This window comes from Halomonas sp. M20 (genome assembly GCF_020622265.1).
Classification (GTDB): domain Bacteria; phylum Pseudomonadota; class Gammaproteobacteria; order Pseudomonadales; family Halomonadaceae; genus Modicisalibacter.
This window is the reverse complement of record NZ_JACNMQ010000001.1, coordinates 285549-310763: the sequence shown is the minus strand read 5'-3', so window position 1 is coordinate 310763 and position 25215 is coordinate 285549. Positions and strand designations below refer to the sequence as shown.

The window sequence follows — 25215 nt, the reverse complement described above, 5'->3', positions numbered from 1 at the left end:
AGTCTATTTTCCCGACGCCTCAACCCTCCACGACGAGCCTGCGCCGTTCACGCCAACGTTGCACCAGCGATGCCAATTCCCGCATGTCCGACATGACGTGCCAGGCGCCCGCCTGCTCAAGGCGTCGATCGTGGCCGGGCTCGATATGACTGGCGCCGATAAAGCCGATCACCGTCATGCCTGCGGCGTGAGCCGCCGTAACCCCCGAGACACTATCCTCCACCACCAGACACTCCTCCGGAGCGTACCCCAAGGTGCGGGCTGCCAGTTGATAGACATCTGGATCGGGCTTGGGCCGCTCGACCTGCTCGGCGGTAAATAGCGGCACCTCGTCCAGCGACTGGGTCAGCACACTTGAAAGACCCGTGCATTGCAGCGATATCTTCACGCGCTGAGGACCGCTATTGGAGACGATGGCCAAGGGCATACCGAGTCCCTCGATGGTCTCGGCAACCCTCTCGATGGCCTGCAGGTCGGTAGCAAGACGGGCATCGATGGTCCGTTCGATGTGACCCAGGGCATCCTGGGGCAAGTCATGCACACTGCGTCGGGCCAGTTTGTCGAGAATCGCCGCCGTGGTCATGCCCAGTGCCTGACGCAATTCGTTCTCGGCGTGCAGGTCGGGTAGCCAGTCGCCCAGACACTCGCGCAGCACCCTCTCGGCGATGATCTCGCTATCGACCAGCACCCCGTCGCAGTCGAAGATCAGGATTTCTTTCGGTATCGAGCTCGGCCTATTCTTCATTTGCATGTTTTTCCTCAGCGCGCGCTTTGTGGTCACGCCGATTGAGGCTGGCCAGGGGATGTTCATGCAGGCTAGGTAGCGCCATGCCTTCGCGGTCGAAGAGATGCGCTCGCTCCGGGGCAAAACCGAAACGTACTCGATCATGCACTCGATGCCGGACATCGCCATCGGCCATGATGGTCATCATCATGGCGTCTCTGCGAACGTACAGGGAGGTCTGCCCCCCCAGACGCTCCAGCACCTGGATCTCGCCTTCCAGGGGCCCCTGCTCGTCCAGTTCGAGATGCTCGGGGCGAATACCCAATGACAATGAAGCACCTTGCACCTGACCGCTGCCGTCCACCGGCACCTCGCAGGTCGCGCCACCGGGCAAGGCGACACAGATGCCATCGGCCCTGGCGTTCACCACCTCGACATCGAGAAAGTTCATCTTCGGCGAGCCGATGAAACCCGCGACGAAGCGGCTGCGTGGATGATGATAAAGCTCCATGGGCGACCCCACCTGCTCGATGACACCGCCCTGAAGCACGACGATCTTGTCGGCCATGGTCATGGCCTCGATCTGATCGTGGGTGACGTAGATCATGGTGGCATCGAGTTCGTCGTGCAGGCGCGCCAGTTCGATGCGCATCTGCACCCGCAAGGAGGCATCCAGGTTGGAGAGCGGCTCATCGAACAGGAAGATGCTAGGGTTGCGCACGATGGCGCGGCCGATCGCCACCCGCTGTCGCTGGCCCCCCGAGAGCGCCTTGGGCTTGCGATCCAGCAGCGGTTCGAGCTGCAGGATGCTGGCCGCCTCGCGCACCTTGGCACGACGCTGCTCCTTGGGCACCTTGGCTAGTCGCAGGCTGAAGCCCATGTTGTCCTCGACGGTCATGTGCGGGTAGAGCGCATAGCTTTGAAACACCATGGCCAGGCCACGCTCTGCCGGGCCGATGTCATTCATGCGCTGGCCATCGATGAGGATGTCGCCGGAGGAGACGCTTTCGAGCCCGGCGATCATGCGCAGCAGGGTCGACTTGCCGCAGCCCGAGGGGCCGACGAAGACTACGAATTCACGGTCTTCGATATCGAGATCCACACCCTGGATGACCCGGGTATCGCCGAATTCCTTGACGATTTGCTTGAGTTGTAGCGTTGCCATGATGAGATACCTGTTATTTGACGGCGCCGAAGGTGAGGCCACGCACCATCTGTTTCTGGGTCAACCAACCAAATACCAGGATGGGGGCGATGGCCATGGTCGAGGCTGCGGAGAGCTTGGCCCAGAACAACCCTTCCGGGCTCGAGAAGGAGGCGATGTAAGCGGTCAGCGGCGCCGCATCGGAAGAGGTCAGATTGAGACTCCAGAACGATTCGTTCCAGCTGAGAATGACTGCCAGCAGCCCGGTGGAAGCGATGCCCGGCAGCGTCAGCGGCAGCAGCAGATGACGTACCTCCTGCAAGGTGCTGGCACCATCCATGCGCCCTGCCTCGAGGATGTCCCGGGGTAGGTCCTTGAAGAAGGTGTAGAGCATCCACACCACGATCGGCAGATTCATCAGCGTATAGACGATAATCAGGCCAGTCAGGGTATCGAGCAGGCCGGTATCCCGGAACAGCAGATAGATCGGCATCAATACGCCGACCGGCGGCAGCATCTTGGTGGAGAGCATCCACAGCAGGGTGCCCTTGGTGCGCGGGGTCGGCAGGAAGGCCATAGAGTAGGCAGAGGGAATGGCGATCAACAGGGCCAGCAGGGTCGAGCCGAAGGCCACCACTACGCTGTTCAGCGCGAACTTGAGGTAGTCGGCCCGGGCATGCACGGCGACATAGCTCTCCAGGGTCGGCGAGAAGAGGAAGCTGGGATCGGCGATGGCCGCAGTCTCGGTCTTGAATCCGGTGAGCGCCATCCACAGGATGGGGAAGAAGATGATCAGGGCGATCGCCCAGGCCAGCACTGCCAGCAAGAAACGCTTGTATCGAGGGGTCGTCATGAGAGGCTCCCGGCTGAACTAGCTTTCCAGATTCTTGGCCACCATTCGGACCAGGAAGATGGCGACGATATTGGCCAGGATGATGGCGATCACCCCGCCGGCGGAGGCAGTGCCGACATCGAAGTCGAGCAGTGCCTGGATGTAGATCAGATAGGCCAGATTGGTGGTGGCCAGCCCCGGCCCACCGGAGGTGGTGACGAATATCTCGGCGAAGATGGTCAGCAGGAAGATCATTTCGATCATGATCACCACGCTAATCGCACGCTTGAGATGCGGCAAGGTGATGAAGAAGAACACCGCTATCGGGCCGGCCCCATCCATGCGCGCGGCCTCCACCTGATCGTCATCCAGGGACTGGATGGCGGTGAGCAGGATCAGCAGTGCGAAGGGCAGCCACTGCCAGGCCACGATGATGACGATCGAGGTCAACGGCAGCGAGGAGAACCAGTCCACCGCAGGCAGGCCGAACAGGTTGGCCAGCCAGGCAAGCACGCCATTGGCCGGGTGCATCATCATGTTCTTCCACACCAAGGCGCTGACGGTGGGCATGACGAAGAATGGCGAGATGGCCAGCACTCGGGCCACGCCACGACCCAGGAAATCCTGCTGAAAGAGCACCGCCAGCAGCGTACCGCCGACCACGGTGATGATCAGCACCCAGCCCACCAGCAACAGGGTGACGCCCATGGCCGACCACAGCGCCGGGTCGGTGAGCAGGTATTCGTAGTTTTCCAGCCCGGCGAAGCCGGTCATGCCGGGCATCAGCAGATTGTAGCGCTGGAACGAGAACCACAGGGTCATGCCCAGTGGTACCAGCATCCACAGCAACAGCAGGGTAACGGCGGGTGCCTGTAGCGACAGGGAGCGCAGCCCGCCGACAGTGCGCCCGTATGCGCGCGTCTTGTTCATGAGATTTACCGCGAACGTTGGGGGCGGTGAGCCGGGAAAGGATCCCGGCGTGGTCATTTCTTAGAACCTGATCATGATCGTTGCGAACGTAGGCGAGACAAGGCGAAATTGATCAAAAAAGCGGAGTTTACGTGGGTGTAAATGAGCATTTCGAGATCAATTTCAACGCCGTATCGTCAAGTGCAGTAGATCATGGACTGGTTCTCAATCCATATAACCGGCACGCTGCATGGTCCGCTCGGTGGAGCGCTGAGCGGCTTGCAAGGCTTGTTCGACGCTGCGCTCACCGGTCAGGGCAGCCGCCACCATCTGCCCTACCTGGGTACCGATGGATTGGAACTCCGGAATACCCACGAACTGCACGCCGTTGTAAGGGCTGGGCTCGAGGGTCGAGTCGGTCGGATCGGCACTCTTCATGGCCTCGAGCACAAAACCGGCGAAGGGAGCCGCCTGCTGATAGTTCTCGTTGGCGTAGGTGGACTCGCGAGTGCCCGGCGGCACGCTGGTCCAGCCCTTCTGTTCGCCGACCAGTTCGATGTACTCTTGGGAGGTCGCCCAGGTGATGAACTCCTTGGCGGCTTCCTTGGAATCAGAAGACGTCGGAATCGCCAGCGCCCAGGACCACAGCCAATGAGAACCCTTGGGCGTTTCCGCGATGGGCGCTGGAGCAAAGCCTAGCGTGTCAGCCACTTTCGATTCATCGGCGCCATAGAGCTTGCCCGCCGCCGAGGTGGCATCGACCCACATGGCACAGTTGCCACGGGAAAACAGCGCCAGGTTCTCGTTGAACCCGTTGGAGCTGGCCCCGGGAGGACCGTACTCGTCAAGCAGATCGACATAGAAGCTTACGGTTTCCTGCCAGGCCTCGGAGTCGAGCTGGGGGTCCCACTCCTCGTCGAACCAGCGGCCGCCGAAGGTGTTCACCATGGTGGACACGAGGGCCATGTTTTCGCCCCAGCCCGGCTTGCCGCGCAGGCAAATGCCATAGGTTTCTTCTCCAGGCTTGTGGAGTTGACTGGCCCAATCGCGTACCTGCTCCCAGGTCGGCTGCTCGGGCATCTCGATGCCGGCCTCGTCGAAAAGATCCTGGCGGTAGTACATCATCGAGCTTTCGCCATAGAACGGCAGCGCATAGAGCGCACCGTTCTGACTCAAGCCGTCCCGCACCGAGCTCAGCAGATCGTCTACCTGATACTCCTCGGGCAAGTCTTCGAGAGGCACTAACCACTCGCGCTCGGCCCAGATCGGCACCTCGTAGGTGCCGATGGTCATGACATCGAACTGTCCGCCCTGGGTGGCGATATCCGTGGTCATGCGCTGACGCAGGACATTCTCTTCGAGAACGACCCAATCCAGGGTGATATCGGGATGGGCCTTTTCAAATGCGTCGGTCAGACTCTGCATGATGACCATGTCATTGTTGTTGACCGTGGCCACGGTAATGGTCTCGGCGTTGGCCGAGAGGGAGGCGAATGTCATCGCACCGGCAACGGGAAGGGTGTGACGTAACCGCATGGCATGCTCCTTGGAGGAGATCGGGGGTTATTTTATGATCAATCTACTCGTCTATTGATCAAATGATCGAACAGTAAGCAAAAAAAAGCAAAACCTGGCGTATTAGACATTAGGCCAATTTATTAGAGGTTACAGGATTTAACGATATACCGAGCGGCGCTCTCGTCGGTGACAAGTCCTTTCAACCAACCTCCCTGTAACGCCGCCAGAATGGCGGGCCCTTTGTCACGCCCACCCGCCAGGGCCACCAGTGACTGACCACGTAGCATCTCTAACGGCAGGCTGGTGACGCGGCGGGTGATGGAGCAGTCAATCACCTCGCCGGCCTGATTCATGGGCCAACCCAACAGCTCCCCCACGGCATCGAGCGCCAATAGCTCTTCGAGCTCCGTCTCGCTGATGAAGTGATCCTGAAATAGTGTGGCCCGGCGATCAATGCGTCCGATTCCGATGAACGACGCCTCGGCTTGCTTTGCCACCTCGGTGACGGCCTGAAACAGGCGTTGGCCTTGCAAGGCCTGCTTCTCCTCAACCGAGCCGGCAACCACCGGCGCGGGCAACAGGAAGCGCTCGGCACCGGTCTTGTCCGCCAGTACCATGACCCCGTCATAACGATTCGAGGAGCCATCCCGGGCCACATTGCCGACCAGGGACACGAAACGATGCTGGGGCCGATCGACGCGGCTCAGCGCCTCCACCATGGCGCGTATCGCACGCCCGGTGCCAAGCGACAGCGTCAGCGGCTCGCTAGCAACCAGATAGCGGGCCAGCCGCTCGGCGCCAGCCACCGCCAGGTAAGGTACATCGCCGTCGCTGGCATCGGGGTCGGCGGGCACCACATCGCAGAAATCCAGCCCAAAACGCGCAACAATGGCATCCGACATCATCATGCAGTTGGCCAGCGGATGATCGATATGCACCTTGACCAGCCCTTCCTGTCGCGCCAGAGCCAGCAGCCGCTGAACCCCGGGACGCGAAACGCCGAGCTGACTGGCGATCTCGTCCTGGGTGCGCCCTCCCACGTAGGAGAGCCAGGCCGCACGAGCGGCTTGATCCAGCTTTAATTCGAACTTATCCACGCGATTAGGCTGCTCCAGGCTGCCGACTATCCCGCCGGCCAAGAGAAGCGACGACCGCCCATCAGATGCATATGTATATGATAGACGCTTTGGCCGCCGTGCTCGTTGCAATTCATCACTATTCGATAGCCGTCTTCGGCAAACCCGAATTTCTTCGCCAACTGGGCAGCGGTATATTGCAGCCGACCGATCAGAGCTAGGTCATCCGCCTCGATATCGTTCAGCGTCGAGATATGCTTCTTGGGAATGATCAGCACATGGGTCGGCGCCTGGGGATTGATATCGTTGAAGGCAAGTACCTGCTCGTCTTCAAAGACCACATCCGGTTCGATTTCCCGGGCGATCATCTTGCAGAACAGACATTCCATGAAACGCTCCTTGCGTAGTGCAGTCACTTTTCAGGCAAAACCTAACGAAACCGGCGCTGATCCAACAAGTGTCGCATCACCGGCGCCAGAATCAACTCCATGGCAAGCGACATTCGCGCCCCGGGCACGACCAGGGTGTGTGGCCGACTCATGAAGGCATCTTGAATCATCGTCAACAGATAGGGAAAGTCCACCGTCGAAGGATCGCGAAAGCGAATCACCACGAAAGATTCCGCATCCGTCGGAATATCCTGTACCTCGAAGGGATTGGAGGTATCTACCGTGGGCACACGCTGAAAATTGATATGGGTGCGGGATAGCTGAGGCTGGATATAGCGCACGTAATCGTGCATGCGCCCAACGATGGTATCGATCACTGCCTCTTGCGAGTAGCCGCGCAGCTTGGTATCGCGATCGATCTTTTGAATCCATTCCAGGTTCATGGTCGGTGCGACCCCCACCAGTAGGTCGACGTGCCGGGCAATATCGTGATTGCTGGTGACGAGACCACCGTGCAGTCCTTCGTAAAGCAGCAGGTCGGTGCCCCGCGGCAGCGCCTGCCAATCGGTGAAGGTACCCACCCGATGGCCGCCTTCGATCATGTGCTTGTCGTCGGCATGAATATAGTGACGATAGGTGCCGCTGCCGTGTTCGCCGTACTCTTGAAACAGTGCCTCGAGACGATCGAGCAGATTGGCTTCGACGGCAAAATGCGACAGTTCGTCCTTACGCTCCGGCTCCTCGCGAAAGATGCGCGTCAACTCCTCCTTGGTATAGCGATGAAAGGCATCGCCATCGACAAAGGCGGCATGCACGTCTTCCCGGGCGAACATGCGCTCGAAGGTGCGACGCACCGTGGTCGTACCGGCACCCGAGGAGCCAGTAACGGCAAGCACAGGATACTCCCGGGACATCAGTCATTTCTCCGCTGCTTCACGGCATCCACTGCCGCATTCAACGTGTCCGGTACCTTCACCGGCTTATCTGACTGGAGATCGAGGAGCACCAGATTCAACCGCGCCACGGCGATGGTGCGCTTGTCCACAGGGCGCTGCAGGCGCTGATAGACACAGAAGCCGCGCCCTTCGGCAAGAGGGATCGCCGTCTCCACCTCCAGTTCATCCGGCCATTTGGCCTCGGCACGATACTGAACCGCCAAATCCGCTACCACGCTGGGATGGCCTGCCACGTCCCACTCACGAAAACCAAGGGCGACAAACGCCTGAGCCCGAGCTTCGTGCAGCAGGCTAATCAAGGCATCGTGGCCCAGGTGACGGCCATAGTTCATGTCACCGATCCGCACGGAAAGCGGATGTCGATGCACGAGATCGGCCTCTGGAAACTCAAGCTGCAAACGCTCCATGAAGCTCTCCAGTCATTGTTCTTGATGTATTGTTCAACGTTCGAACGGATGCGCGCTCAGCGACGAGTGATAGCTCGATGCGCGATGTCACGACGATAAAGCGCGCCTTCCCAGGTAATCTCAGCCACACCAGCATAAGCGAGATCCCGTGCTTGAGAAACGGACTCACCAAGCGCTGTCACACACACTACACGCCCGCCATTCGTGACGATCCGGCCCTGCTCGTCCAAGCGGGTACCCGCATGGAACACTTTGCAACCAGCGGCTTCGGCGTCATCGAGACCGCTGATCGCATCATTCTTGCGATACTCGCCGGGATATCCCGACGCCGCCATGACCACACCGACCGCAGGCCGCGAATCCCACTCACCGCTATAGTCATCAAGACATCCTGCGACCCCGGCCAGACACAGTTGCACCAGATCACTCTTCAACCGCATGAGGATCGGCTGAGTTTCAGGGTCGCCTAAACGGCAGTTGTATTCGATGACCTTGGGCATTCCGCGTTCATCGATCATCAGACCGGCATAGAGAAATCCGGTGTAGGGGCGCCCTTCTTCCGCCATGCCCTTTACGGTAGGCAGGATTACCTCATCGAGAATGCGCTGGTAGACCTCATCGGTAACCACCGGTGCCGGCGAATAGGCTCCCATGCCACCGGTGTTAGGTCCGCTGTCGCCGTCCCCTGCACGCTTGTGATCCTGGCTGGTGGCCATGGGCAATATATGTCCACCACCCACCATGACGATGAAGCTGGCCTCTTCCCCCTCGAGGAACTCCTCGATCACTACCCGCGCTCCGGCATCGCCGAAAGCGTTGGCCTCGAGCATATCGCGTACCGCCGCAGTGGCTTCGGCTTCGGTCATGGCGACGACCACCCCTTTGCCTGCCGCCAGGCCATCCGCCTTGATCACGATGGGCGCACCCTGCTCAGCGAGGTAATCCAGCGCCGGCTCGATCTCTGTAAAAGTGGCGTAGTGCGCCGAGGGAATGTCGTGTCGCGCAAGAAAATCCTTGGTGAAGGACTTGGAACCCTCGAGCTGAGCCGCCGCCTGAGTAGGCCCGAAAATCTTGAGCCCGGCCAGACGAAAGTGATCGACGATTCCGGCAACCAGGGGCGCTTCCGGGCCAACGATGGTGAGATCGATGGCATTGTCTCGGACAAAGTTTTCCAGGCCTTCGAGATCGTCCGCAGCGATATCGATATTGGTCAACGCCGGTTCGCGTTCGGTACCTGCATTGCCCGGCGCCACGTAGACGCGCTCCGCCTGGGGCGACTGCGCCGCCTTCCAGGCCAGTGCATGTTCACGACCACCGCCGCCGACGACCAGGATCTTCATCGCTTCTCCTCATCATCGTCTTCCTTTTGCTGCGCCTTGGTGATGGTGTTCCTCCAAAAGCGCATATTGTCCTCGGCCATTTCACGCATCAACTCCATGGGAGAATTGCGCATGGCCTGCTGCCACTGATCCTGCAGGCGCTGCTGCTGTTCCAGCATGAGTTGGGTGCCCTGTTCGAGATAGCGTGCCAGCGGCAAGGGTCTTGCCATGGCATAGACACGAATCAACTGCTGCAGCAGGTCATTGGAAAAAACTTCGGACTCTCCATCCGCCTGCTCCTGCTCGATGATGATCGAAAGCAGGATGGTGCGTGTCAGATCCTCTCCACTCTTGGCATCCTCGACGCGAAACGGCTCTTCTTCGAGAATCAGGCAGCGCAGATCCTCGAGAGTGACATAGCGACTTTGCTGAGTGTCATAAAGCCGACGATTGGCATATTTGCGGATTACACGCACGGCGCCCCCTTTTTCTTCATAGAATCGCATTTCATCTTATACATTAAGCATGCTGCTTTTGTGTTGCGCCTGATCGATACATTGTGCATCGCACTATGCTGCTTGCAACCGCCATGCGTTCATCGTTCTTGCCATCGACAAGGCACATGACGCTTAATGCCCTCGAACAACCGACTCGTGGAGGCCGACATGAACCTGATACTGCTCGACCTTATGGAGATCGACGCCGAGGGTTATGCCTGGGTCCGTGACCCACGTCGAGTGCGTCACCTACGCGAGGTACAAAGTGCGGAAATTGGTACCGAACTGACATTGGGCATCGTGAATGGCGCCATAGGCCGCGGCCGATTGATCAGTCTGGATGAGCGTGGTGCCTGCTTTGACGTGTCCAGGCTCGAAATGTCGCCACCCGCACCGCTGCCAGTACACCTGGTAATGGCACTGCCTCGCCCGCGCATGCTGGCGCGCTCGCTGGAACATGTGACCGCTCTTGGGGTCAAGCATATCACGCTCCTGCACACCTGCCGTGTCGAGAAGAGTTATTGGCAATCCCCCGAGCTCGCTCTACAGAAGATTCACGAACATTTAGTACTGGGTCTGGAACAGGCCCGGGATACGGTACTACCCGATGTGGCCCTTGAGAAACGCTTCAAACCTTTCGTCGAGGATGGTTTGCCTGAACTATTGCAGCATCGTCGTGGCCTCTTTGCTCATCCCGGCATGCCGGCGGCCTGTCCTCGCGGCCTGAATGAAGAGTGTGTGCTGGTAGTCGGTCCCGAAGGAGGATTCATTCCTTATGAAGTGGAATGTCTGATGGAAGCAGGCTGCGAGGGAATTCATATCGGCGAGCGGATTCTGAGAGTCGAAACCGCGGTGACCGCCCTGCTCGCCCGGCTCTTTTGAACAGCTGATCAAGCGTCCGCTCACGATCTAGAGCATATCGGCCTCGGACCCTAGGACCGTGAACAGGCGTTAGGCGGCGCTCACTCTCTGCCAAAATTAGCCTGATAAGCATCGACGAAAGCATTGCGCAATACCGACACGAACGCCTGCCATCCACTGATATTCTGCTGCTTGAGATTGCCGCTGATGTCGATCTGTGTCGCGAGCCGGTCCTCGGATTTATTGCGAAACAGCCACCCTGCTCCAGCCACCAGGGATTCCCAGGCAGCGCTTAGCACCCCTTTTTCGGCATCCTCTTCGAGATCGAGTATATCCACGTTGTTCAATAGCGGCTTGGCATAGCCCTGAAGCTGGCCATCCTTGGCATCGAGCTCCATGACAAAATCCCCGGAGCCGGATTGAAAGTCGAAGTTACCGTAAGCCTGGGTCAAGTCGTTCAACCGGGTCAGATCCGCGTCGCTTACTCGAAGCTGCATCGAGAAATCCTGCATGTCGCCCAAAGGATCTAGACTTGCATGCAACTCCGTTGCGGCCTGGTTGAGCAACAATCCTTGAACGTCGATGTCAGCGACCTTGACCCCTTCACGGCGATCGGCATTACTCAGGTTGGTGATGGTCGCATCGATCTCGGAAATCTCGAGATCCACCGGAGGTTGCGAACTGAAATTGCGAAAATGCACGCGCCCCTTGTTGATGGTGACACGGTTGAGCTCGATAGGCAGCAGATCCTGAACGGTTCTCTGCCAATCCGCCCCCTCCCCCGACTGGCTGTTTTCTTCCTGAGGGGCATCGACGAAATTGAGTACGGGCTTGAATACCGCTATTTCCGCCACGATCCTGCCTTTCCACAGTGCGCTCCAGCTGACGGATAGATCGGAAGACTCAACGCTTACGAAGGGTACCGGCACCTCGCCGCTGGTCTTGACGATATTCAGACCATTGATCCCGTAGGCTCCCCGCCAGAGATGAATATCCACATCATCGATATGGCCTCGATACTCCCCCATGGCGGCAAGCTGGTCGTTGAGATAATCGCGTACCAACCCTGGCAGTGCCACTCGCAACGCCACTAATCCCACCACCAATACGACAACGATAACCAGCGGCCAAGTAAAACGTTTCTTCATGATTCGAACTTCCCTGATAGATTCATGGGCTTCTACAGCGTAGCCCCTGTTCCTGTCTCAGGGTAGCTCACTGGCGTCAGCCTTCACTCCTCGCTGCGTAAACGCTGCAAAAGCTTCAGGGTAGCAAAGCCGTCCGGGGTTTTGCCTAGATGGCGCTGATACTCGCGAATGCCCTTGCGCGAATTGGGGCCCAGGATGCCGTCGGGCTTACCCACCTCCATGCCTCGGGCATTGAGGTGGGCTTGCAACTCCTCCACCTGGGTACGAGACAAGGCCTTTTCCCCTCGCGGCCAATCACCTTGAATACCCGCCTCTCCAGCGATTCGCTTTGCGAGCAGTCCTACTGCCAGGGCATAGCTGGTAGAGGCGTTGTAGCGCATGATGACACGGAAATTATGTCCGACCAGAAATGCCGGCCCCTGGGCACCGGCAGGGGCGATGACCGCGGCATTCTCCAGGGGTGGTAGCGCCGACCCGCTTGCCGCCGTTACTCCCTGGGCGGCCCAGTCCTGGCTCGACTGGCGATTGGCAAGCTCGGTCTGGGCGTAGTCGAAACCCTTTGGCAGGCGCACCTCCAGACCCCAGGGTTGATTCTTGCGCCATCCTGCCTTGGCTAGATAATTTGCCGTCGAAGCCATGACGTCCGGAATGCTGCCCCAGATATCACGCCGCCCATCATTGTCGCCATCCTGGGCATAGGCCTCGAAGCTCGAAGGAATGAACTGGGTATGGCCCATGGCACCGGCCCAGGAACCACGCATGTGATCCCGATCGATATCCCCACGCTGCAAGATGCGAAGCGCCGCCATCAGCTCGCTGCGGGCAAAATCAGGACGACGCCCGTCGTAGCCCAAGGTGGCCAATGCATCGATGGTCGAGAAACTGCCGAAGTTGCTGCCGTAATTGCTTTCGATACCCCATATGGCAACGAGTATGTTGCCCGGAACGCCATAGCGCTCGCTGGCCGCTTCGATGGCGCGACGGTGCTCATTGAGTTGTGTATTGCCCTGAGCGATCCGGGCATCGGATACCGCGCTATCAAGATAATCCCAGACCTGTCGACTGAATTCCGGCTGACTGCGGTCCAACTCGATGATTCGTGGTTGCAGTTGAATCGGGTCGAAGGCGGCGTTCAAAGTGACATCATTGATGCCTTTGGCCCGTGCATCGCGCTTGAAATCTGCGACCCACTCCGAAAAATCGACTTTATCGTTCGAGTTCTCATTTCTGGACGAGGAGCCGCTGGCTTGCTCGCCGGTTTCAGCAGTTGAAGCGGCGCTTTTCCCGGCACTCGCTCTGCCACTGGTTTCGACCTCGGCAGTAGCATTGGCATGAGATTGGCAACCGCTCATCGATATCAAAAGAGCCAGGGTCAATAGAGAAACGGTGCTGAAACGACAATACATGAGATGTCCTTATCAAGGGCGAAAGACGCATTCTCCCCCAGGATAGCGGCGGCGACCAGTATCTAATGCTTTTGGTTCATCCCTTTATATTAAAGCGCGCCAATGCCGCGGGATGACAAAGAACTACCTCTACCGTCAGCTAAGGACATGGGAGAAGCCCGTATCGAATCTGCATGCCAACGAGCCCGGCCACCGACCACCGGCGCTGGGTTATCAAGAGTGATCAAGACCACCCTAACTGTTCATCGGCGCTGGCGAGGGCCTGGAAAGCCGTGGTAGAGTCGAATCATCTTCAACGTGGCGCCACTGATTGAATAGAATTTCATTCACTTTCAGACTGTTAGAATTCGCACACGACGTGTTTCAAGGCCATGGAAGGAGACAGGAGTCCGTGACTGACCGCTATCACTCGAGACCGACTGATTCGCGCCTGTGTTGTCATGCCACCACTTTGGCCGACTACGCTTTTGACTGTATAGCGCTATGGATGCGGTCGCTACGCGCGGCCAGACATCCTTTTTTGCCCGACCCTCCACCTTAGGATGTTTGATAGCCGGCGGATTACCGGCTGAACTGTAAACTGATTGGCTTGATGCTCTCTGCCTTGAGCCTGCGGAATGCTAACGATAAGAGTGGGTCGTTCATGCCATTGCTTCTGATAATACTGCTCCCTTTGCTCGGCAGTCTGATGCCGCTGTTGGGTTCCAACGACAAGCGCAACACCTGTGCCCTGCTCACGGCGCTGGCTCCTGCAATTGCGTTGGGCATCCTGTTTACCCAGGCAGGCAGTGTCCTCGACGGCGAGGTGCTGCGCTTTTCGACATCCTGGATTCCCGCGCTCAGCCTCGATCTGGCCTTGCGCCTGGATGGCCTGTCGCTGCTGTTTACTCTACTGATTCTCGGCATTGGCTTGTTGATCATTCTTTACACGCGCTTCTATTTGTCCGCAGACGACAGCATGCCGCGCTTCTACGCCTTCCTGATGCTGTTCATGACCGCCATGCTGGGCATCGTCATGGCGGACAACCTGATCTTGCTGTGGATGTTCTGGGAACTGACCAGCCTCACATCGTTTTTATTGATCGGCTTCTGGTATACCCAGACCAATGCGCGACGAGGCGCCCGGGCCTCCCTGACCGTCACCGCCCTGGGTGGGCTCGCCTTGCTGGCGGGGCTACTGCTGATCGGGGATATCGTCGGCTCCTACGACATGCAGGTGGTGCTCGATAGCCGCGAGATCATTCAATATGACTCGCGCTATGTGCCGGCGGTGCTGCTGGTACTGCTGGGGGCGTTCACCAAATCGGCCCAATTTCCCTTTCAGTTCTGGCTGCCTCAAGCGATGGCCGCCCCGACCCCGGTCTCCGCTTTTCTGCATTCCGCCACCATGGTCAAGGCCGGAGTCTTCCTGCTGGCCCGGATGCATCCGGCACTGGCAGGCACGGATATCTGGCTCTACCTGGTTGGCCTGACGGGCTTGACGACCCTGATCTACGGCGCCTACTTCGCCATTATCAAGTACGACATCAAGGCGATCCTGGCCTACTCCACCGTCAGCCATCTGGGCCTGATCACCATGCTCTTCGGCTTCGATAGTCGCATGGCAGTGGTCGCCGGAGTTTTCCACATTCTCAACCACGCCCTGTTCAAGGCCTCCCTGTTCATGGTGGCGGGTATCGTGGACCATGAATGCGGCACCCGTGACATCCGTAAGCTCAAGGGCCTGTGGCGCTACATGCCGGTCACTACCTTGCTGGCAACTCTGGCTAGCGCGTCCATGGCCGGGGTACCGCTGCTCAACGGCTTCCTGTCCAAGGAAATGATGCTCACGGAAACTCTCGACACCCAACTACTGGGCGGGCTTTCCTGGCTGATACCGGTGCTGGCGACGGTGGGCAGCCTGCTCTCTGTGGCTTATTCACTGCGTTTCGTGCGCAACATCTTCTTCGACGGCCCACCCCGGGAGGTGGCCAAGACGCCCCATGAGCCGCCCTGGCCGATGCGAGCCCCGGTCATCCTGATGATGTCACTGTGCGTACTGATTGGGCTCCTTCCGGCCATCACCGTTACGAGCTTGATCTACGCCGCCGCGGATGCCGCCTTGATGGCATCGCCGCCTGAGCTGCACCTGGCGATATGGCATGGCTTCAACCTGCCTCTACTGATGAGTGTCATCGCCCTTGGCGGCGGGGTGGTCGTCTATCTACTGCGCCAACATCTGTTCAACTTTCAGCGTCAGTTCGCCGGGATTGATCCATTATCGGTCTACGAAGGCTTCATGAAGGCCATCGTGAAGGTTTTTCAGCTGGGCCTCGATGCCCTGGAAAATGGCTCGTTGCAGCGTTACATGCTGTGGCTGGTGATCGCTGTGCTAGCCCTGGCTGGCAGCAGCCTGATGGAGGTGTCCTCGCTTTATGGTGGCAAAGCGTTGCAGCCACTCGACGGCATTCTGATTATCGGCGCCGGCATTACCATCTTTGCTGGCCTTGCCACGGCCTTTCTGCATCGGCGGCGTTTGATTTCGATTCTCATGCTGTCGATCGTCGGCCTGATGACGTCACTGATCTTTGCACGTTTTTCGGCGCCGGATCTTGCATTGACCCAGCTGGCGGTCGAGGTCGTGACGATGATCCTGCTGATGCTGGCGTTGTTCTTCCTGCCCCAGCGCACTCCCAAGGAATCTAATGGTCGGCGCGTGGTGCGGGATGTTCTCGTATGTACCGGTTTTGGCGGTATCATTGCCAGCCTCAATTACGCGGTTCTCACTCGGCCGGTGTCATCGATATCCGATTTCTATCTGGAGAACAGTGTGCCTGGTGGCGGCGGTCACAATGTAGTCAATGTCATCCTGGTGGATTTCCGCGGCTTCGATACCCTGGGCGAGATCACCGTGCTTTGCATCGCAGGCATCGGTATCTACAAACTGCTCAATCGCTTGCGGCTATTCATGCCTTCCAGCGATTTCGAGGGCCGCCCTTGGTCGCCGGATCGTCACCCCATGATTCTGGCCACGGTCTCCCAGTCGTTGATGCCGATGGCGCTGCTGGTGTCAGTATTCATCTTCCTGCGCGGTCATAACGCGCCAGGAGGCGGCTTCATCGCAGGGCTGGTGACAGCGGTCGTGCTGATCTTGCTGTATATCACCCGCGGAGTCGAATGGACGCAGCAGCGCCTGGATTTTCAGTTTCAACCGATTGCCGTGATCGGCGTCGGCATTGCGGCGCTCACGGGGCTTGGCAGCTGGCTGTTCGGCTATCCTTTCCTCACTTCGAGCTTCGGGCATTTCCATATCCCGCTGATTGGTGATGTGGAGCTGGCTACCGCCTTGTTCTTCGATCTAGGGGTTTACCTCACCGTCATCGGGGCGACACTGATGATATTGGCCAATCTGGGCAAGATCACCACGCCCCACCGTCCCACCACACAATCCACCGCGCAAAAGGAGCCAAGCTGATGGAAGCGCTTTACGCCACGATTACCGGTGTATTAGCAGCCTGCGGCCTTTTTCTGGCTCTGCGCGGACGCACCTTTCCCGTTGTGGTCGGACTGACACTGCTGTCCTATGCGGTCAATCTGTTCCTGTTCTCCACCGGAGGATTGAATACCGCCGCGGCTCCCGTCATCGACGATCATGGTGGCCAATATACCGACCCGCTCCCCCAGGCACTGGTGTTGACCGCCATCGTCATCGGGTTTGCCATGACCGCCTTTTCGGTCATTCTCGCCATTCGTGTGCGAGGTGAGCTTGGCAGCGACGATGTGCATGCCGGTCGTGCCAGCGAGTCGCGGGAGAACAAGTCCTGATGCAGCACTTGCCCATCCTGCCCATCGTCCTGCCGCTATTCGCCGGCTTACTGTTACTGATCAATCGCGATGGTGCGACGCGCCCTCGGCGTACTATCTCGCTGATTTCAACCTCGCTGCTGGTGGTCGTTGCCATCGCCCTGGTGATCCAGGTGTCGGATGACGAGATCCGCTACTATGCCCTTGGCGACTGGCAACCGCCTTTCGGTATCATCCTGGTACTCGATCGTTTATCCGCCATGATGGTGCTGTTGACCTCGGTACTCGCGTTGGGAAGCGTGATCTATGCCTGTGCCGGAGAGGATGAAAAAGGCACGAACTACCATGGCCTTTTCCAGCTGCAACTAATGGGAATCAATGGGGCCTTCCTGACCGGTGACCTGTTCAACCTGTTCGTTTTCTTCGAAGTGCTGCTGATCGCCTCCTACGCGCTGCTCATGCATGGCGGAGGCAAGACGCGCATTCATGCAAGCTTCCATTATGTCGCGCTCAACCTGGCCAACTCGGCTCTTTTCCTGCTCGCCATAGGCACCTTGTATGGTGCTACCGGCACTCTCAACATGGCCGACATGGCGCTGCGTATCGGCAACCTCGAGCCTGAACAGATGGAGCTTGTCAAGGTCGGCGCCATGCTGCTGCTGGTCGTGTTCGGGCTCAAGGCCGCCATGCTGCCCCTGTATTTCTGGCTGCCCCGGGCCTACGCGGCAGCGCCGGCCCCGGTGGCGGCCTTGTTTGCCGTGATGAGCAAGATCGGCATTTACGCCATCCTGCGGGTCTACACTCTGATATTCGGCGCCCATGCGGGCCCCCTGCACAATCTTGCCCAGCCCTGGGTCTGGTGGCTGGGGCTTGCCACCCTGATACTAGGGACGGTCGGCGTGCTAGCCGCCCGGGATCTACGCGCACAGGTGGCCTATCTGATCATACTTTCCGTGGGCACGCTGCTGGCGGGTATCGGTATGAATAGCCTCGCGGCTCAAAGTGCCCTTCTCTATTATCTTCCTCATACCACCCTGCTCACCGGCGGCCTATTTCTGCTGGCCGACAGCATTGCGATGCAGCGTGGTCAGGCCGGCGCGCGTATCGTGCGGGCCCGGGGAGTGAAAGAGCCAGTACCATTGGGGCTATTCTTCTTCATCGGCGCCATGGGCATCACAGGTATGCCACCGTTATCCGGCGCCATTGGCAAGACGCTCTTGCTACAGGCGGCTTCGGGACCGACCCAGCAAGCCTTGTTATGGGGTGTATTGCTGGTCAGCGGGCTGATAGCCATCGTTGCCATGAGCCGCGCGGGCTCGACGATGTTCTGGCGTGCAACTCCCAGGGACGAAACTGCGGTGACGAATCTTGGCCCCTGGCGGGGTATCGCCATCGGCCTGCTGATCGGGGCGTCGCCGATAATGGCGCTGCTTGCCGGGCCAGTGACCGAATACACCCGGGCTACCGCGGAACAGCTGGCCAATCATGATGCGTATATCCGTGCCATCATCGCGCCCAAGACGACAGGAGAGGCTCCATGATACGACCACGCCGCTGGCTGCCCATGCCCATGCTCTCGATCATGTTGCTGGTGGTATGGCTGCTGCTCCAGCAAAGCATCGGCTTGGGTCAATGGTTGCTGGGAGGCATACTCGCCCTACTGATGCCGCTAGCAGTAGCGCCTTTCTACGAACATCCTCCACTTCTCAAGCACCCTCTGCTAATGGCGCGCTACATTATTCGCGTACTCGGCGACATCATCCTCGCCAATCTGCAGGTATCCTGGATCATCCTCTATCCGCGGAAACACACAAACCCCGCTTTCATCGAGTACCCCTTGCAGCTCAAGGAAAACTTTTCCATCACGGTGTTGGCCAGCACCATCACCCTGACCCCAGGCACCGTATCCGCGCATCTGCGTATGGACGGCAAGAGTCTGTTGATTCATGCGCTAGACGTGGACGATATCGACAAGGAGATTCATGACATCCACGAGCGCTATGAGCGCCCCCTGATGGAGATCTTCGAATGCTAGACGTGGCCTTGTGGATCAGCCTGGCGCTATTCGCGGCGTCCGTATTGCTCACTCTTTTTCGCGCCGTCATCGGCCCTAGCCTGCCCGACCGGATACTGGCCTTGGATACCATGTACATAAACTCCATCGGCCTGATCATCCTGTTCGGCATCTGGCTCAATTCGAAGATCTACTTCGAGGCCGCCCTGTTGATCGCCATGCTGGGCTTCATCAGTACGGTGGCAGTCTGCAAGTACTTGCTGCGCGGCGATATCATCGAGTAGAGGTCAAAAGGATCAAGCAGGAGATATCTCATGATCGGCTTTTATACATTCATGGAGGGCGTGATCGCCTTCTTCCTCGTCGCAGGAGGCATGTTCGCCTTCATTGGCGCGCTGGGGATGACACGCCTCAAGGATTTCTACATGCGTCTGCACGGCCCCACCAAGACCTCGACGCTGGGTGTCGGCTGTGTACTGATCGCATCTGCCAGTTATTTCAGCTTGGTGGATGGGGGGTTCAGCGTGCAGGAAATGCTGATCACCATTTTTCTCTTCATCACCGCCCCGGTTTCGGCCCATCTGCTGGCCAAGAGTGCGTTGCACCAGAAGCTGCCGCACGATCCACGTACCAAGGGCCATCCAGAGGAACTCGACGAGGAAGAGGAAAATCCCGAGCCTCATGAACGCGCCGAGATCACCCCTCCCCCCTGACGTGCCTCCTTCGGCCTACCAGCCTTGGGTATGCTGCTCCACTAGGCCAGCAAACAGCGCAATGTGGTCGTCACGATCGTTGAGCGCTGGAATATAGCGATAGGTCTTACCCCCCGCCTTCATGAAGTTGTCGCGGTTTTCCACCTCCAACTCTTCTAGCGTTTCCAGGCAGTCCGAGGAAAAAGCCGGGCTCATGATGTCCACGTGCTCGACACCCTGTTCCGGTAACGCCATCAATGTATGGTCGGTATAGGGTTTGAGCCACTCCTCGCGGCCAAAACGCGATTGATAAGTCATCTGCCATTCGCCGTCCTTCAGGCCCAATGCTTCGGCCAGCAAGCGACTGGTAGTCTCGCAGTGACGCGGATAAGGATCGCCATTATCGGCATAGCGCTGGGGGATGCCGTGATAGGACATCATCAGACGTCCACGCGGCCCCTCTGTCTGCTGCCAGTGTTCACGCACGCTATTGGCCAGCGCCTCGATGTAGGCAGGATGGTCGTGATAGTCACGAACGAAACGCAGCTCCGGCAAATGCGGACAGGGCTTGAGCGCCTTGGCCAATCGATCGAAGACCGCCGCGGTGGTAGAGCGCGAGAACTGCGGATACAGCGGCAGTACCAGGATGCGCTCGACACCGGCGTCCCGCAACTTCAAACCCGCCTCCTCCATGCTCGGCTTGCCATAGGTCATGGCCAGTTCGACGGGGATGTCCTCCCTCAGGCGTTCGGCAAGCAAAGCCTTGAGCGCCTGCTGCTGACGGCGGCCGAATACCAGCAGGGGCGAGCCACCTTCCTGCCACACCGCAGCGTACCCCTTGGCGACCTTACCGGGACGAAAGCGCAGAATCACGCCATTGAGAATCAACCACCACAGCGGCCTTGGTACATCGACGACCCGCTCATCCCATAGAAACTCTGCCAAATAGCGCCGAACGGCCTCGGGGGTGGGGGCATCCGGCGTACCCAGATTGGCCAGCAATACGCCGAAACGGGGGGTGGACATCGACTCTCTCCTAACCTTGATTGGACGACGAAAAGATTAACCACACGCTCTCGCCATGGGGCATGACATTATACTATCAGAAAGTTTTGTATAACTTATGGTCAATCCATGTCCAAGGCGGCCACTTGGGTGACTAACAGCGGCTAACCCCGCTCCCTGCGGGCTCGCGGCAGTAAAATAGATCAGGAGATTAGAACACCAGAGGGATGCGTGAGCCGAGAGGTGATTGATAATGAGGTTCACGACCGATCACCTCGTCGTTGGCCACGAACTGAATCAGATAAGCCCGATGAATACCCGCACGCTTGAGCTCAAGATAGACATCATCCAAGGCGCGAAACAGCATCGGCTTGCCATGCTGAGTCAATGAATCTCGCTCGCCCTCCATGTCTTCGAGCTCGATCTGATAGCAGCGGCTGCCCGCATGGCTGATCACGCGAATCTCGAAATTGTCGTGATGTCGTGCATAACATTTCAATTCCTTGAGTTCCATGCCCCCTCCCGGTCAATGAATAAAATACGGCGAGCCGCATTTCCAGGCGTCCAGCCTGATTCGCGCCTATTACGATTTCATTAACCCTGGAAGGTTCAGCGTCGGTCAACGCCTGCCCGCTCAGCCTCACTCCGACTGATAGCTCGACGGATCGATCGCCACCCCGAGGGAGTTGCGGTCCACCCAGTTGCCCGCCTTGGTTTCCTTGTAGCGGAACACCACCTGATCGCCAGTGGTTACCGGTAATTCCTTGTCTTCGGTCTGATAGCTATAAGCCTTGCCATCAACGACCAAGTGGTAACGATACAGATCCGGCATGCCCAGCCACTCCTTGAAAGGCCCTTCTCGTTCAACGCTCTCGAGCACGCCCCGCGCCTCGAGTTTGGGAATGCGTTTACGATTGCCGCGTCGAAAACCGCTTGCCATGGGGTCATTCCTCTTATTCGCCAAAATGCTGTCCGTAGCTGTCCGGAGCCAGATCCTCGAAACGCGTATATTTACCAATGAAGGCCATGTGCACGGTGCCGATGGGCCCATTACGCTGCTTGCCGATAATCAGCTCAGCCAGTCCTTTATTATCGGGGTTATCGTTATTATAGACCTCATCGCGATAAACGAAGGCGATGACGTCCGCATCCTGTTCAATCGCGCCGGATTCGCGTAGATCCGACATCACCGGACGCTTGTTGGGGCGCTGTTCCAGGGAACGGTTGAGCTGGGAAAGCGCGATGACCGGGCAACCGAACTCCTTGGCCAACCCCTTGAGCGAGCGGGAAATCTCTGAAATCTCGCCGGTACGATTCTCGGAAAACCCGGGAATCTGCATCAACTGCAGATAGTCGATCATGATCAGGCCCAGATTGCCCTGTTCGCGTACTACCCGGCGAATGCGTGAACGCATCTCGTTGGGTGACAACGCGGCCGTATCGTCGATAAAAAGTTGTTTGTCCTTGAGCAGGTTGACCGCCGAGGTCAGACGCGGCCAATCCTCATCCTCGAGCTGACCGGTACGCATTCGGGTTTGATCGATACGCCCAAGGGAGGACAACATGCGCAGCATGAGAGAGTCCGCGGGCATCTCCATGGAGAACACCATCACCGGCTTGTCGCTGGAGATGACCGCGTGCTCTACCAGGTTCATGGCAAAGGTGGTCTTGCCCATGGAAGGGCGCCCAGCGATGATCACCAGATCCGAAGGCTGCAAGCCGGAGGTCATATCGTCGAGATCGCGAAAACCCGAAGACAGGCCGGTCATCTGCCCCTGCATGTTGAATAGCTCATCGATGCGATCGACCGCCTTGGTCAACAGCTGGCTCATACCTACGGGGCCGCCGACCTTGGGCCGCGACTCGCTGATCTGAAAGACCATGCGCTCGGCCTCGTTGACTAGTTCATCCGAAGGCCTTCCCTGGGGGCTGAACGCGCTATCGGCGATCTGATTGGCGGCCTGGATCAGCTTGCGTAGGGTAGCGCGCTCGCGAACGATATCCGCGTAGGCGCGAATATTGCCCGCGGAAGGCGTGTTACGAGCCAGTTCCGCAAGATAGGCCAGCCCCCCCACGGTATCAAGCTGATCGCGATTCTCCAGTGCCTCGGATAGCGTTACCACATCCAGGGGATGGGAGGATTCCGCCAGCTGGATCATGGCATTGAATACCAGGCGGTGTTCGTAACGATAGAAATCGTCCGCTACAAGCCGCTCGGAAACGGTATCCCAGGCATCGTTGTCGAGCATCAACCCGCCCAGCACCGACTGTTCCGCCTCCAGTGAGTGCGGAGGCACCTTGAGCGCCGCGGTTTCCTGATCGTGCTCGTGGGTATCACTCATTAAATGTTCCGCAGGCTTGGTTCGACTTATGATACGTCACGCATTCTACCCATAAAAAAACGCGGCAGACGAGCTGCCGCGTTTCGATGCATCCAGGACCGATTATTCGGCCACCACTACCACGCGAATAGTGGCATTGACCTCAGGATGCAGGTGCAGCTGGACGTCGTACTCGCCGGTAGCACGAAGAGGACCTTCCGGCATACGGACTTCGCTCTTGGAGACCTCGATGCCTGCCTGATACAGCGCATCCGCTAGATCGCGAGGGCCGATCGAACCAAACAGCTTACCTTCGTCTCCGGCCTTGGCGACCAGCGAGAGTTCGATATCGTTGAGCTGTTCGGCACGATTCTCGGCTTCGCTCTTACGCCCTGCAGCCTGCGCTTCGAGCTCGGCACGTTGGGCTTCGAATGCCTGCACATTTTCCTTGGTTGCCGGTACGGCCAAGCCGTAGGGCACCAGATAGTTACGTCCATAACCGGGCTTGACGGTGACCTTGTCACCTAGCGCACCCAGCCTGCCGATATTGTCGAGCAGAATGACTTCCATCTCGTTAACCTCTTGTCATTGGCTGCGGGTCATTCGACCGCGGAAATCCGCGAAGGTATCGATGAAACCCAGCAGCAGCACAATCAAAATCATGGGCCATGTCGTTAGCAGCAATATATAAAACGCTACCAGCCATAGCTTGTTCATACCCTTGAGACCGACAAAACCATGTATCAGTGCGACGCCACTCACCAACAGCGGTACCCAGGCCAGCATGGCAAGGGCGGGTAGTGCCAGCAGCATACCTGCGACGCCCAGCCCAATCAGCAGTGCCAGTTCCTTGAACGTAAGCCGCAGCGCCTGGAATTCGCTGCGAAAGCCGCCGGGATTGTACAACCCCGCCTGCCAGCTGCGCGCCAGCGCAAGACACGCCACCGCAGCCAACAATACGATCAATCCCGTCACGCCACCGATCAGCAGGCCAGCCAGTTGCTCGGTGGCAACGCCTTGATCGTTGAGTTGCCCCAGCATACGCTCGATTTCCGGCGAACTCTGCTGCAGTTGTTCGAGCAGCGGTCCCGCTCCACCAGGAGGCAGGAAGATCCCCAGTTGAATCATCGCTGCGCCGACCAGGGCACCTACGATCAATGCCTCGCTCCAGCGCATGCGGGCACGCAGCACGGTAGCCATCAGCGTCACCAGCAACAGGCTTGCCAAGGGAATGACATCCCCTTGGCTCCACCACCAACCGGCAGGCACCGCCGCAGCGATGATCACCAGTAGCGCTGAACTCAGTCCAAGTCGCAGGGTCACCAGAGCGGCCACCGCGACGCTGAACCAGAATAGCCACGGCACGATGGCCGCTAGCGCAGCAGCGCCCGCTGCCTGAGGTGTACCGCGCATGACCCAGCGGGCCAGGGGAAGCATCACGCTGACGTCTTACTGGTGGCTATCGGTATAGGGTAGTAGCGACAGATAACGAGCACGCTTGATGGCAGTCGAAAGCTGGCGCTGATAACGCGCTCGCGTGCCAGTGATACGGCTCGGAACGATCTTGCCGGTTTCCGTGATATAGGCCTTGAGCGTATCGAGATCTTTGTAATCGATATGCTTTATGCCTTCTGCGGTGAAACGACAGAACTTACGGCGACGGAAAAAACGTGCCATGACTCATCCTCCTGGAAATGCGGATCACTGGGCGTCGGCGGTTTGCGTACGCTCGGAGCTATCGTCAGAGCGCTCACGGCTATCGTCGGAACGCTCGCGGCTATCGTCACGCTCGTCACGAGGCTTGTCGGAACGATCTTCGCGGCGTGGGCGACGGTCATCCGCAGGCTTCATCATCGGTGAGGCTTCGGTGACGGCTTCCTTGCAGCGCACGACCAGACTGCGGATGATCGCATCGTTGAAACGGAAGATGTTCTCGAGCTCGTCGAGGGTCTCGCCGCGGCACTCGATGTTCATCAGCACGTAGTGGGCTTTGTGGATCTTGTTGATCGGATAGGCCAGGTGACGGCGCCCCCAATCCTCAAGACGGTGAACGGTACCGCCGTTGTCGGTGACGAGCCCGGTATAGCGCTCGACCATGGCGGATACTTGTTCGCTCTGGTCCGGATGGACCATGAAGACGACTTCATAATGACGCATGAACTCTCCTTTCGGTTTGACAGCTTCCGGGGGCAGGGAAATCCCACCGCGGGAAGC

Annotated in this window: 28 protein-coding genes; 7 read left to right on the top strand and 21 right to left on the bottom strand. The window is 58.5% G+C overall.

Annotation, left to right across the window (positions count from 1 at the left end; genetic code table 11):
- Positions 1 to 19: 19 nt before the first annotated feature.
- The 11 genes from H7850_RS01555 to phaR form a co-directional block, all read right to left on the bottom strand.
- The gene (locus H7850_RS01555) at positions 20 to 745 is read right to left on the bottom strand and encodes an HAD family hydrolase (protein ID WP_227367633.1); all 726 of its coding nucleotides are present in this window, start codon (positions 743 to 745) and stop codon (positions 20 to 22) included.
- Positions 735 to 1889 (bottom strand): ABC transporter ATP-binding protein, encoded by a 1155-nt coding sequence (locus H7850_RS01550; protein WP_227367632.1) that lies wholly within the window; start codon positions 1887 to 1889, stop codon positions 735 to 737. The genes H7850_RS01555 and H7850_RS01550 overlap by 11 nt, the downstream gene beginning before the upstream one ends.
- Before the next feature lie 13 nt (positions 1890 to 1902).
- Entirely contained in the window at positions 1903 to 2721 is an 819-nt protein-coding gene (locus tag H7850_RS01545; protein ID WP_227367631.1) for a carbohydrate ABC transporter permease, read from the bottom strand.
- An 18-nt stretch (positions 2722 to 2739) separates the two neighbouring features.
- Entirely contained in the window at positions 2740 to 3630 is an 891-nt protein-coding gene (locus H7850_RS01540; protein ID WP_227367630.1) for a carbohydrate ABC transporter permease, read from the bottom strand.
- Positions 3631 to 3834: 204 nt separating this feature from the next.
- The gene (locus H7850_RS01535; RefSeq protein WP_227367629.1) at positions 3835 to 5145 is read right to left on the bottom strand and encodes an ABC transporter substrate-binding protein; all 1311 of its coding nucleotides are present in this window, start codon (positions 5143 to 5145) and stop codon (positions 3835 to 3837) included.
- A 122-nt stretch (positions 5146 to 5267) separates the two neighbouring features.
- Positions 5268 to 6224: a sugar-binding transcriptional regulator gene (locus H7850_RS01530; protein ID WP_227367628.1), complete on the bottom strand. Its 957-nt coding sequence runs from the start codon at positions 6222 to 6224 to the stop codon at positions 5268 to 5270.
- A gap of 26 nt (positions 6225 to 6250) precedes the next feature.
- Positions 6251 to 6592 (bottom strand): histidine triad nucleotide-binding protein, encoded by a 342-nt coding sequence (locus H7850_RS01525; RefSeq protein WP_227367627.1) that lies wholly within the window; start codon positions 6590 to 6592, stop codon positions 6251 to 6253.
- Positions 6593 to 6633: 41 nt separating this feature from the next.
- Positions 6634 to 7506, bottom strand: a complete 873-nt coding sequence (locus H7850_RS01520) for a phosphoribulokinase (protein ID WP_227367626.1) — start codon at positions 7504 to 7506, stop codon at positions 6634 to 6636.
- Positions 7506 to 7955, bottom strand: a complete 450-nt coding sequence (locus H7850_RS01515) for an acyl-CoA thioesterase (protein WP_227367625.1) — start codon at positions 7953 to 7955, stop codon at positions 7506 to 7508. Before H7850_RS01515 ends, H7850_RS01520 begins: the two co-directional genes overlap by 1 nt.
- Before the next feature lie 56 nt (positions 7956 to 8011).
- A complete protein-coding gene (gene purD, locus H7850_RS01510; RefSeq protein ID WP_227367624.1) occupies positions 8012 to 9295 on the bottom strand; it encodes a phosphoribosylamine--glycine ligase in 1284 nt (427 codons plus the stop codon).
- Positions 9292 to 9750 (bottom strand): polyhydroxyalkanoate synthesis repressor PhaR, encoded by a 459-nt coding sequence (gene phaR, locus H7850_RS01505; protein ID WP_227367623.1) that lies wholly within the window; start codon positions 9748 to 9750, stop codon positions 9292 to 9294. Before phaR ends, purD begins: the two co-directional genes overlap by 4 nt.
- 189 nt (positions 9751 to 9939) lie before the next feature.
- Between phaR and H7850_RS01500 the strand changes: the two genes are divergently transcribed.
- Positions 9940 to 10653, top strand: coding sequence for a 16S rRNA (uracil(1498)-N(3))-methyltransferase (locus H7850_RS01500; protein ID WP_227367622.1), 714 nt, complete (start codon positions 9940 to 9942; stop codon positions 10651 to 10653).
- Between the two features lie 80 nt (positions 10654 to 10733).
- Here the strand turns inward: H7850_RS01500 and H7850_RS01495 are convergent, their stop codons facing one another.
- Both H7850_RS01495 and H7850_RS01490 read right to left on the bottom strand, forming a co-directional pair.
- Positions 10734 to 11780 (bottom strand): DUF748 domain-containing protein, encoded by a 1047-nt coding sequence (locus tag H7850_RS01495; RefSeq protein WP_227367621.1) that lies wholly within the window; start codon positions 11778 to 11780, stop codon positions 10734 to 10736.
- An 83-nt stretch (positions 11781 to 11863) separates the two neighbouring features.
- Complete coding sequence (locus H7850_RS01490) at positions 11864 to 13186, bottom strand: lytic murein transglycosylase (protein WP_227367620.1); 1323 nt, start codon at positions 13184 to 13186, stop codon at positions 11864 to 11866.
- A 643-nt stretch (positions 13187 to 13829) separates the two neighbouring features.
- On the opposite strand from H7850_RS01490, the gene H7850_RS01485 reads away from it, so the two are divergent.
- The 6 genes from H7850_RS01485 to H7850_RS01460 are packed head-to-tail and all read left to right on the top strand — an operon-like array spanning position 13830 to position 19696.
- A complete protein-coding gene (locus H7850_RS01485; RefSeq protein WP_227367619.1) occupies positions 13830 to 16640 on the top strand; it encodes a monovalent cation/H+ antiporter subunit A in 2811 nt (936 codons plus the stop codon).
- A complete protein-coding gene (locus H7850_RS01480) occupies positions 16640 to 16990 on the top strand; it encodes a Na+/H+ antiporter subunit C (RefSeq protein ID WP_227367618.1) in 351 nt (116 codons plus the stop codon). Before H7850_RS01485 ends, H7850_RS01480 begins: the two co-directional genes overlap by 1 nt.
- Entirely contained in the window at positions 16987 to 18510 is a 1524-nt protein-coding gene (locus H7850_RS01475; RefSeq protein ID WP_227368520.1) for a monovalent cation/H+ antiporter subunit D, read from the top strand. The genes H7850_RS01480 and H7850_RS01475 overlap by 4 nt, the downstream gene beginning before the upstream one ends.
- Positions 18507 to 19004, top strand: a complete 498-nt coding sequence (locus tag H7850_RS01470; RefSeq protein WP_227367617.1) for a Na+/H+ antiporter subunit E — start codon at positions 18507 to 18509, stop codon at positions 19002 to 19004. Before H7850_RS01475 ends, H7850_RS01470 begins: the two co-directional genes overlap by 4 nt.
- The gene (locus tag H7850_RS01465) at positions 18998 to 19267 is read left to right on the top strand and encodes a K+/H+ antiporter subunit F (RefSeq protein ID WP_227367616.1); all 270 of its coding nucleotides are present in this window, start codon (positions 18998 to 19000) and stop codon (positions 19265 to 19267) included. Before H7850_RS01470 ends, H7850_RS01465 begins: the two co-directional genes overlap by 7 nt.
- A 30-nt stretch (positions 19268 to 19297) precedes the next feature.
- Positions 19298 to 19696, top strand: a complete 399-nt coding sequence (locus H7850_RS01460; protein ID WP_227367615.1) for a Na+/H+ antiporter subunit G — start codon at positions 19298 to 19300, stop codon at positions 19694 to 19696.
- A gap of 15 nt (positions 19697 to 19711) precedes the next feature.
- Here the strand turns inward: H7850_RS01460 and hemH are convergent, their stop codons facing one another.
- The 8 genes from hemH to rpsF form a co-directional block, all read right to left on the bottom strand.
- Positions 19712 to 20701 carry a ferrochelatase gene (gene hemH, locus H7850_RS01455; RefSeq protein WP_227367614.1) on the bottom strand — a complete coding sequence of 330 codons (990 nt, stop codon included), beginning with the start codon at positions 20699 to 20701 and terminating at the stop codon, positions 19712 to 19714.
- 190 nt (positions 20702 to 20891) lie between these two features.
- Positions 20892 to 21194 carry a DUF6482 family protein gene (locus tag H7850_RS01450; RefSeq protein ID WP_227367613.1) on the bottom strand — a complete coding sequence of 101 codons (303 nt, stop codon included), beginning with the start codon at positions 21192 to 21194 and terminating at the stop codon, positions 20892 to 20894.
- 126 nt (positions 21195 to 21320) lie between these two features.
- On the bottom strand, positions 21321 to 21620 hold the full coding sequence (locus tag H7850_RS01445) for a hypothetical protein (protein ID WP_227367612.1): 300 nt from the start codon (positions 21618 to 21620) through the stop codon (positions 21321 to 21323).
- 13 nt (positions 21621 to 21633) lie between these two features.
- A complete protein-coding gene (gene dnaB, locus H7850_RS01440; RefSeq protein WP_227367611.1) occupies positions 21634 to 23022 on the bottom strand; it encodes a replicative DNA helicase in 1389 nt (462 codons plus the stop codon).
- Between the two features lie 102 nt (positions 23023 to 23124).
- Positions 23125 to 23571 (bottom strand): 50S ribosomal protein L9, encoded by a 447-nt coding sequence (rplI, locus tag H7850_RS01435; RefSeq protein WP_227367610.1) that lies wholly within the window; start codon positions 23569 to 23571, stop codon positions 23125 to 23127.
- A gap of 15 nt (positions 23572 to 23586) precedes the next feature.
- Positions 23587 to 24438 (bottom strand): hypothetical protein, encoded by an 852-nt coding sequence (locus H7850_RS01430; protein ID WP_227368519.1) that lies wholly within the window; start codon positions 24436 to 24438, stop codon positions 23587 to 23589.
- Positions 24439 to 24450: 12 nt separating this feature from the next.
- Positions 24451 to 24678 (bottom strand): 30S ribosomal protein S18, encoded by a 228-nt coding sequence (gene rpsR / locus H7850_RS01425; RefSeq protein ID WP_227367609.1) that lies wholly within the window; start codon positions 24676 to 24678, stop codon positions 24451 to 24453.
- 24 nt (positions 24679 to 24702) lie between these two features.
- Positions 24703 to 25158 (bottom strand): 30S ribosomal protein S6, encoded by a 456-nt coding sequence (rpsF, locus tag H7850_RS01420; protein WP_227367608.1) that lies wholly within the window; start codon positions 25156 to 25158, stop codon positions 24703 to 24705.
- Between the last annotated feature and the right edge of the window lie 57 nt (positions 25159 to 25215).

Bases quoted from the DNA above. Each gene is read 5' to 3' on its own strand.
- H7850_RS01550 (WP_227367632.1), bottom strand. From the start codon at position 1,889: ATGGCAACGCTACAACTCAAGCAAATCGTCAAGGAATTCGGCGATACC.
- H7850_RS01460 (WP_227367615.1), top strand. From the start codon at position 19,298: ATGATCGGCTTTTATACATTCATGGAGGGCGTGATCGCCTTCTTCCTC.
- H7850_RS01490 (WP_227367620.1), bottom strand. From the start codon at position 13,186: ATGTATTGTCGTTTCAGCACCGTTTCTCTATTGACCCTGGCTCTTTTG.
- rplI (WP_227367610.1), bottom strand. From the start codon at position 23,571: ATGGAAGTCATTCTGCTCGACAATATCGGCAGGCTGGGTGCGCTAGGT.
- H7850_RS01445 (WP_227367612.1), bottom strand. From the start codon at position 21,620: ATGGCAAGCGGTTTTCGACGCGGCAATCGTAAACGCATTCCCAAACTC.
- purD (WP_227367624.1), bottom strand. From the start codon at position 9,295: ATGAAGATCCTGGTCGTCGGCGGCGGTGGTCGTGAACATGCACTGGCC.
- H7850_RS01485 (WP_227367619.1), top strand. From the start codon at position 13,830: ATGCCATTGCTTCTGATAATACTGCTCCCTTTGCTCGGCAGTCTGATG.
- H7850_RS01495 (WP_227367621.1), bottom strand. From the start codon at position 11,780: ATGAAGAAACGTTTTACTTGGCCGCTGGTTATCGTTGTCGTATTGGTG.
- H7850_RS01555 (WP_227367633.1), bottom strand. From the start codon at position 745: ATGAAGAATAGGCCGAGCTCGATACCGAAAGAAATCCTGATCTTCGAC.
- hemH (WP_227367614.1), bottom strand. From the start codon at position 20,701: ATGTCCACCCCCCGTTTCGGCGTATTGCTGGCCAATCTGGGTACGCCG.
- H7850_RS01480 (WP_227367618.1), top strand. From the start codon at position 16,640: ATGGAAGCGCTTTACGCCACGATTACCGGTGTATTAGCAGCCTGCGGC.
- H7850_RS01500 (WP_227367622.1), top strand. From the start codon at position 9,940: ATGAACCTGATACTGCTCGACCTTATGGAGATCGACGCCGAGGGTTAT.
- rpsR (WP_227367609.1), bottom strand. From the start codon at position 24,678: ATGGCACGTTTTTTCCGTCGCCGTAAGTTCTGTCGTTTCACCGCAGAA.
- H7850_RS01515 (WP_227367625.1), bottom strand. From the start codon at position 7,955: ATGGAGCGTTTGCAGCTTGAGTTTCCAGAGGCCGATCTCGTGCATCGA.
- H7850_RS01535 (WP_227367629.1), bottom strand. From the start codon at position 5,145: ATGCGGTTACGTCACACCCTTCCCGTTGCCGGTGCGATGACATTCGCC.
- dnaB (WP_227367611.1), bottom strand. From the start codon at position 23,022: ATGAGTGATACCCACGAGCACGATCAGGAAACCGCGGCGCTCAAGGTG.
- H7850_RS01525 (WP_227367627.1), bottom strand. From the start codon at position 6,592: ATGGAATGTCTGTTCTGCAAGATGATCGCCCGGGAAATCGAACCGGAT.
- H7850_RS01545 (WP_227367631.1), bottom strand. From the start codon at position 2,721: ATGACGACCCCTCGATACAAGCGTTTCTTGCTGGCAGTGCTGGCCTGG.
- H7850_RS01450 (WP_227367613.1), bottom strand. From the start codon at position 21,194: ATGGAACTCAAGGAATTGAAATGTTATGCACGACATCACGACAATTTC.
- H7850_RS01520 (WP_227367626.1), bottom strand. From the start codon at position 7,506: ATGTCCCGGGAGTATCCTGTGCTTGCCGTTACTGGCTCCTCGGGTGCC.
- rpsF (WP_227367608.1), bottom strand. From the start codon at position 25,158: ATGCGTCATTATGAAGTCGTCTTCATGGTCCATCCGGACCAGAGCGAA.
- H7850_RS01430 (WP_227368519.1), bottom strand. From the start codon at position 24,438: ATGCTTCCCCTGGCCCGCTGGGTCATGCGCGGTACACCTCAGGCAGCG.
- H7850_RS01465 (WP_227367616.1), top strand. From the start codon at position 18,998: ATGCTAGACGTGGCCTTGTGGATCAGCCTGGCGCTATTCGCGGCGTCC.
- H7850_RS01470 (WP_227367617.1), top strand. From the start codon at position 18,507: ATGATACGACCACGCCGCTGGCTGCCCATGCCCATGCTCTCGATCATG.
- H7850_RS01540 (WP_227367630.1), bottom strand. From the start codon at position 3,630: ATGAACAAGACGCGCGCATACGGGCGCACTGTCGGCGGGCTGCGCTCC.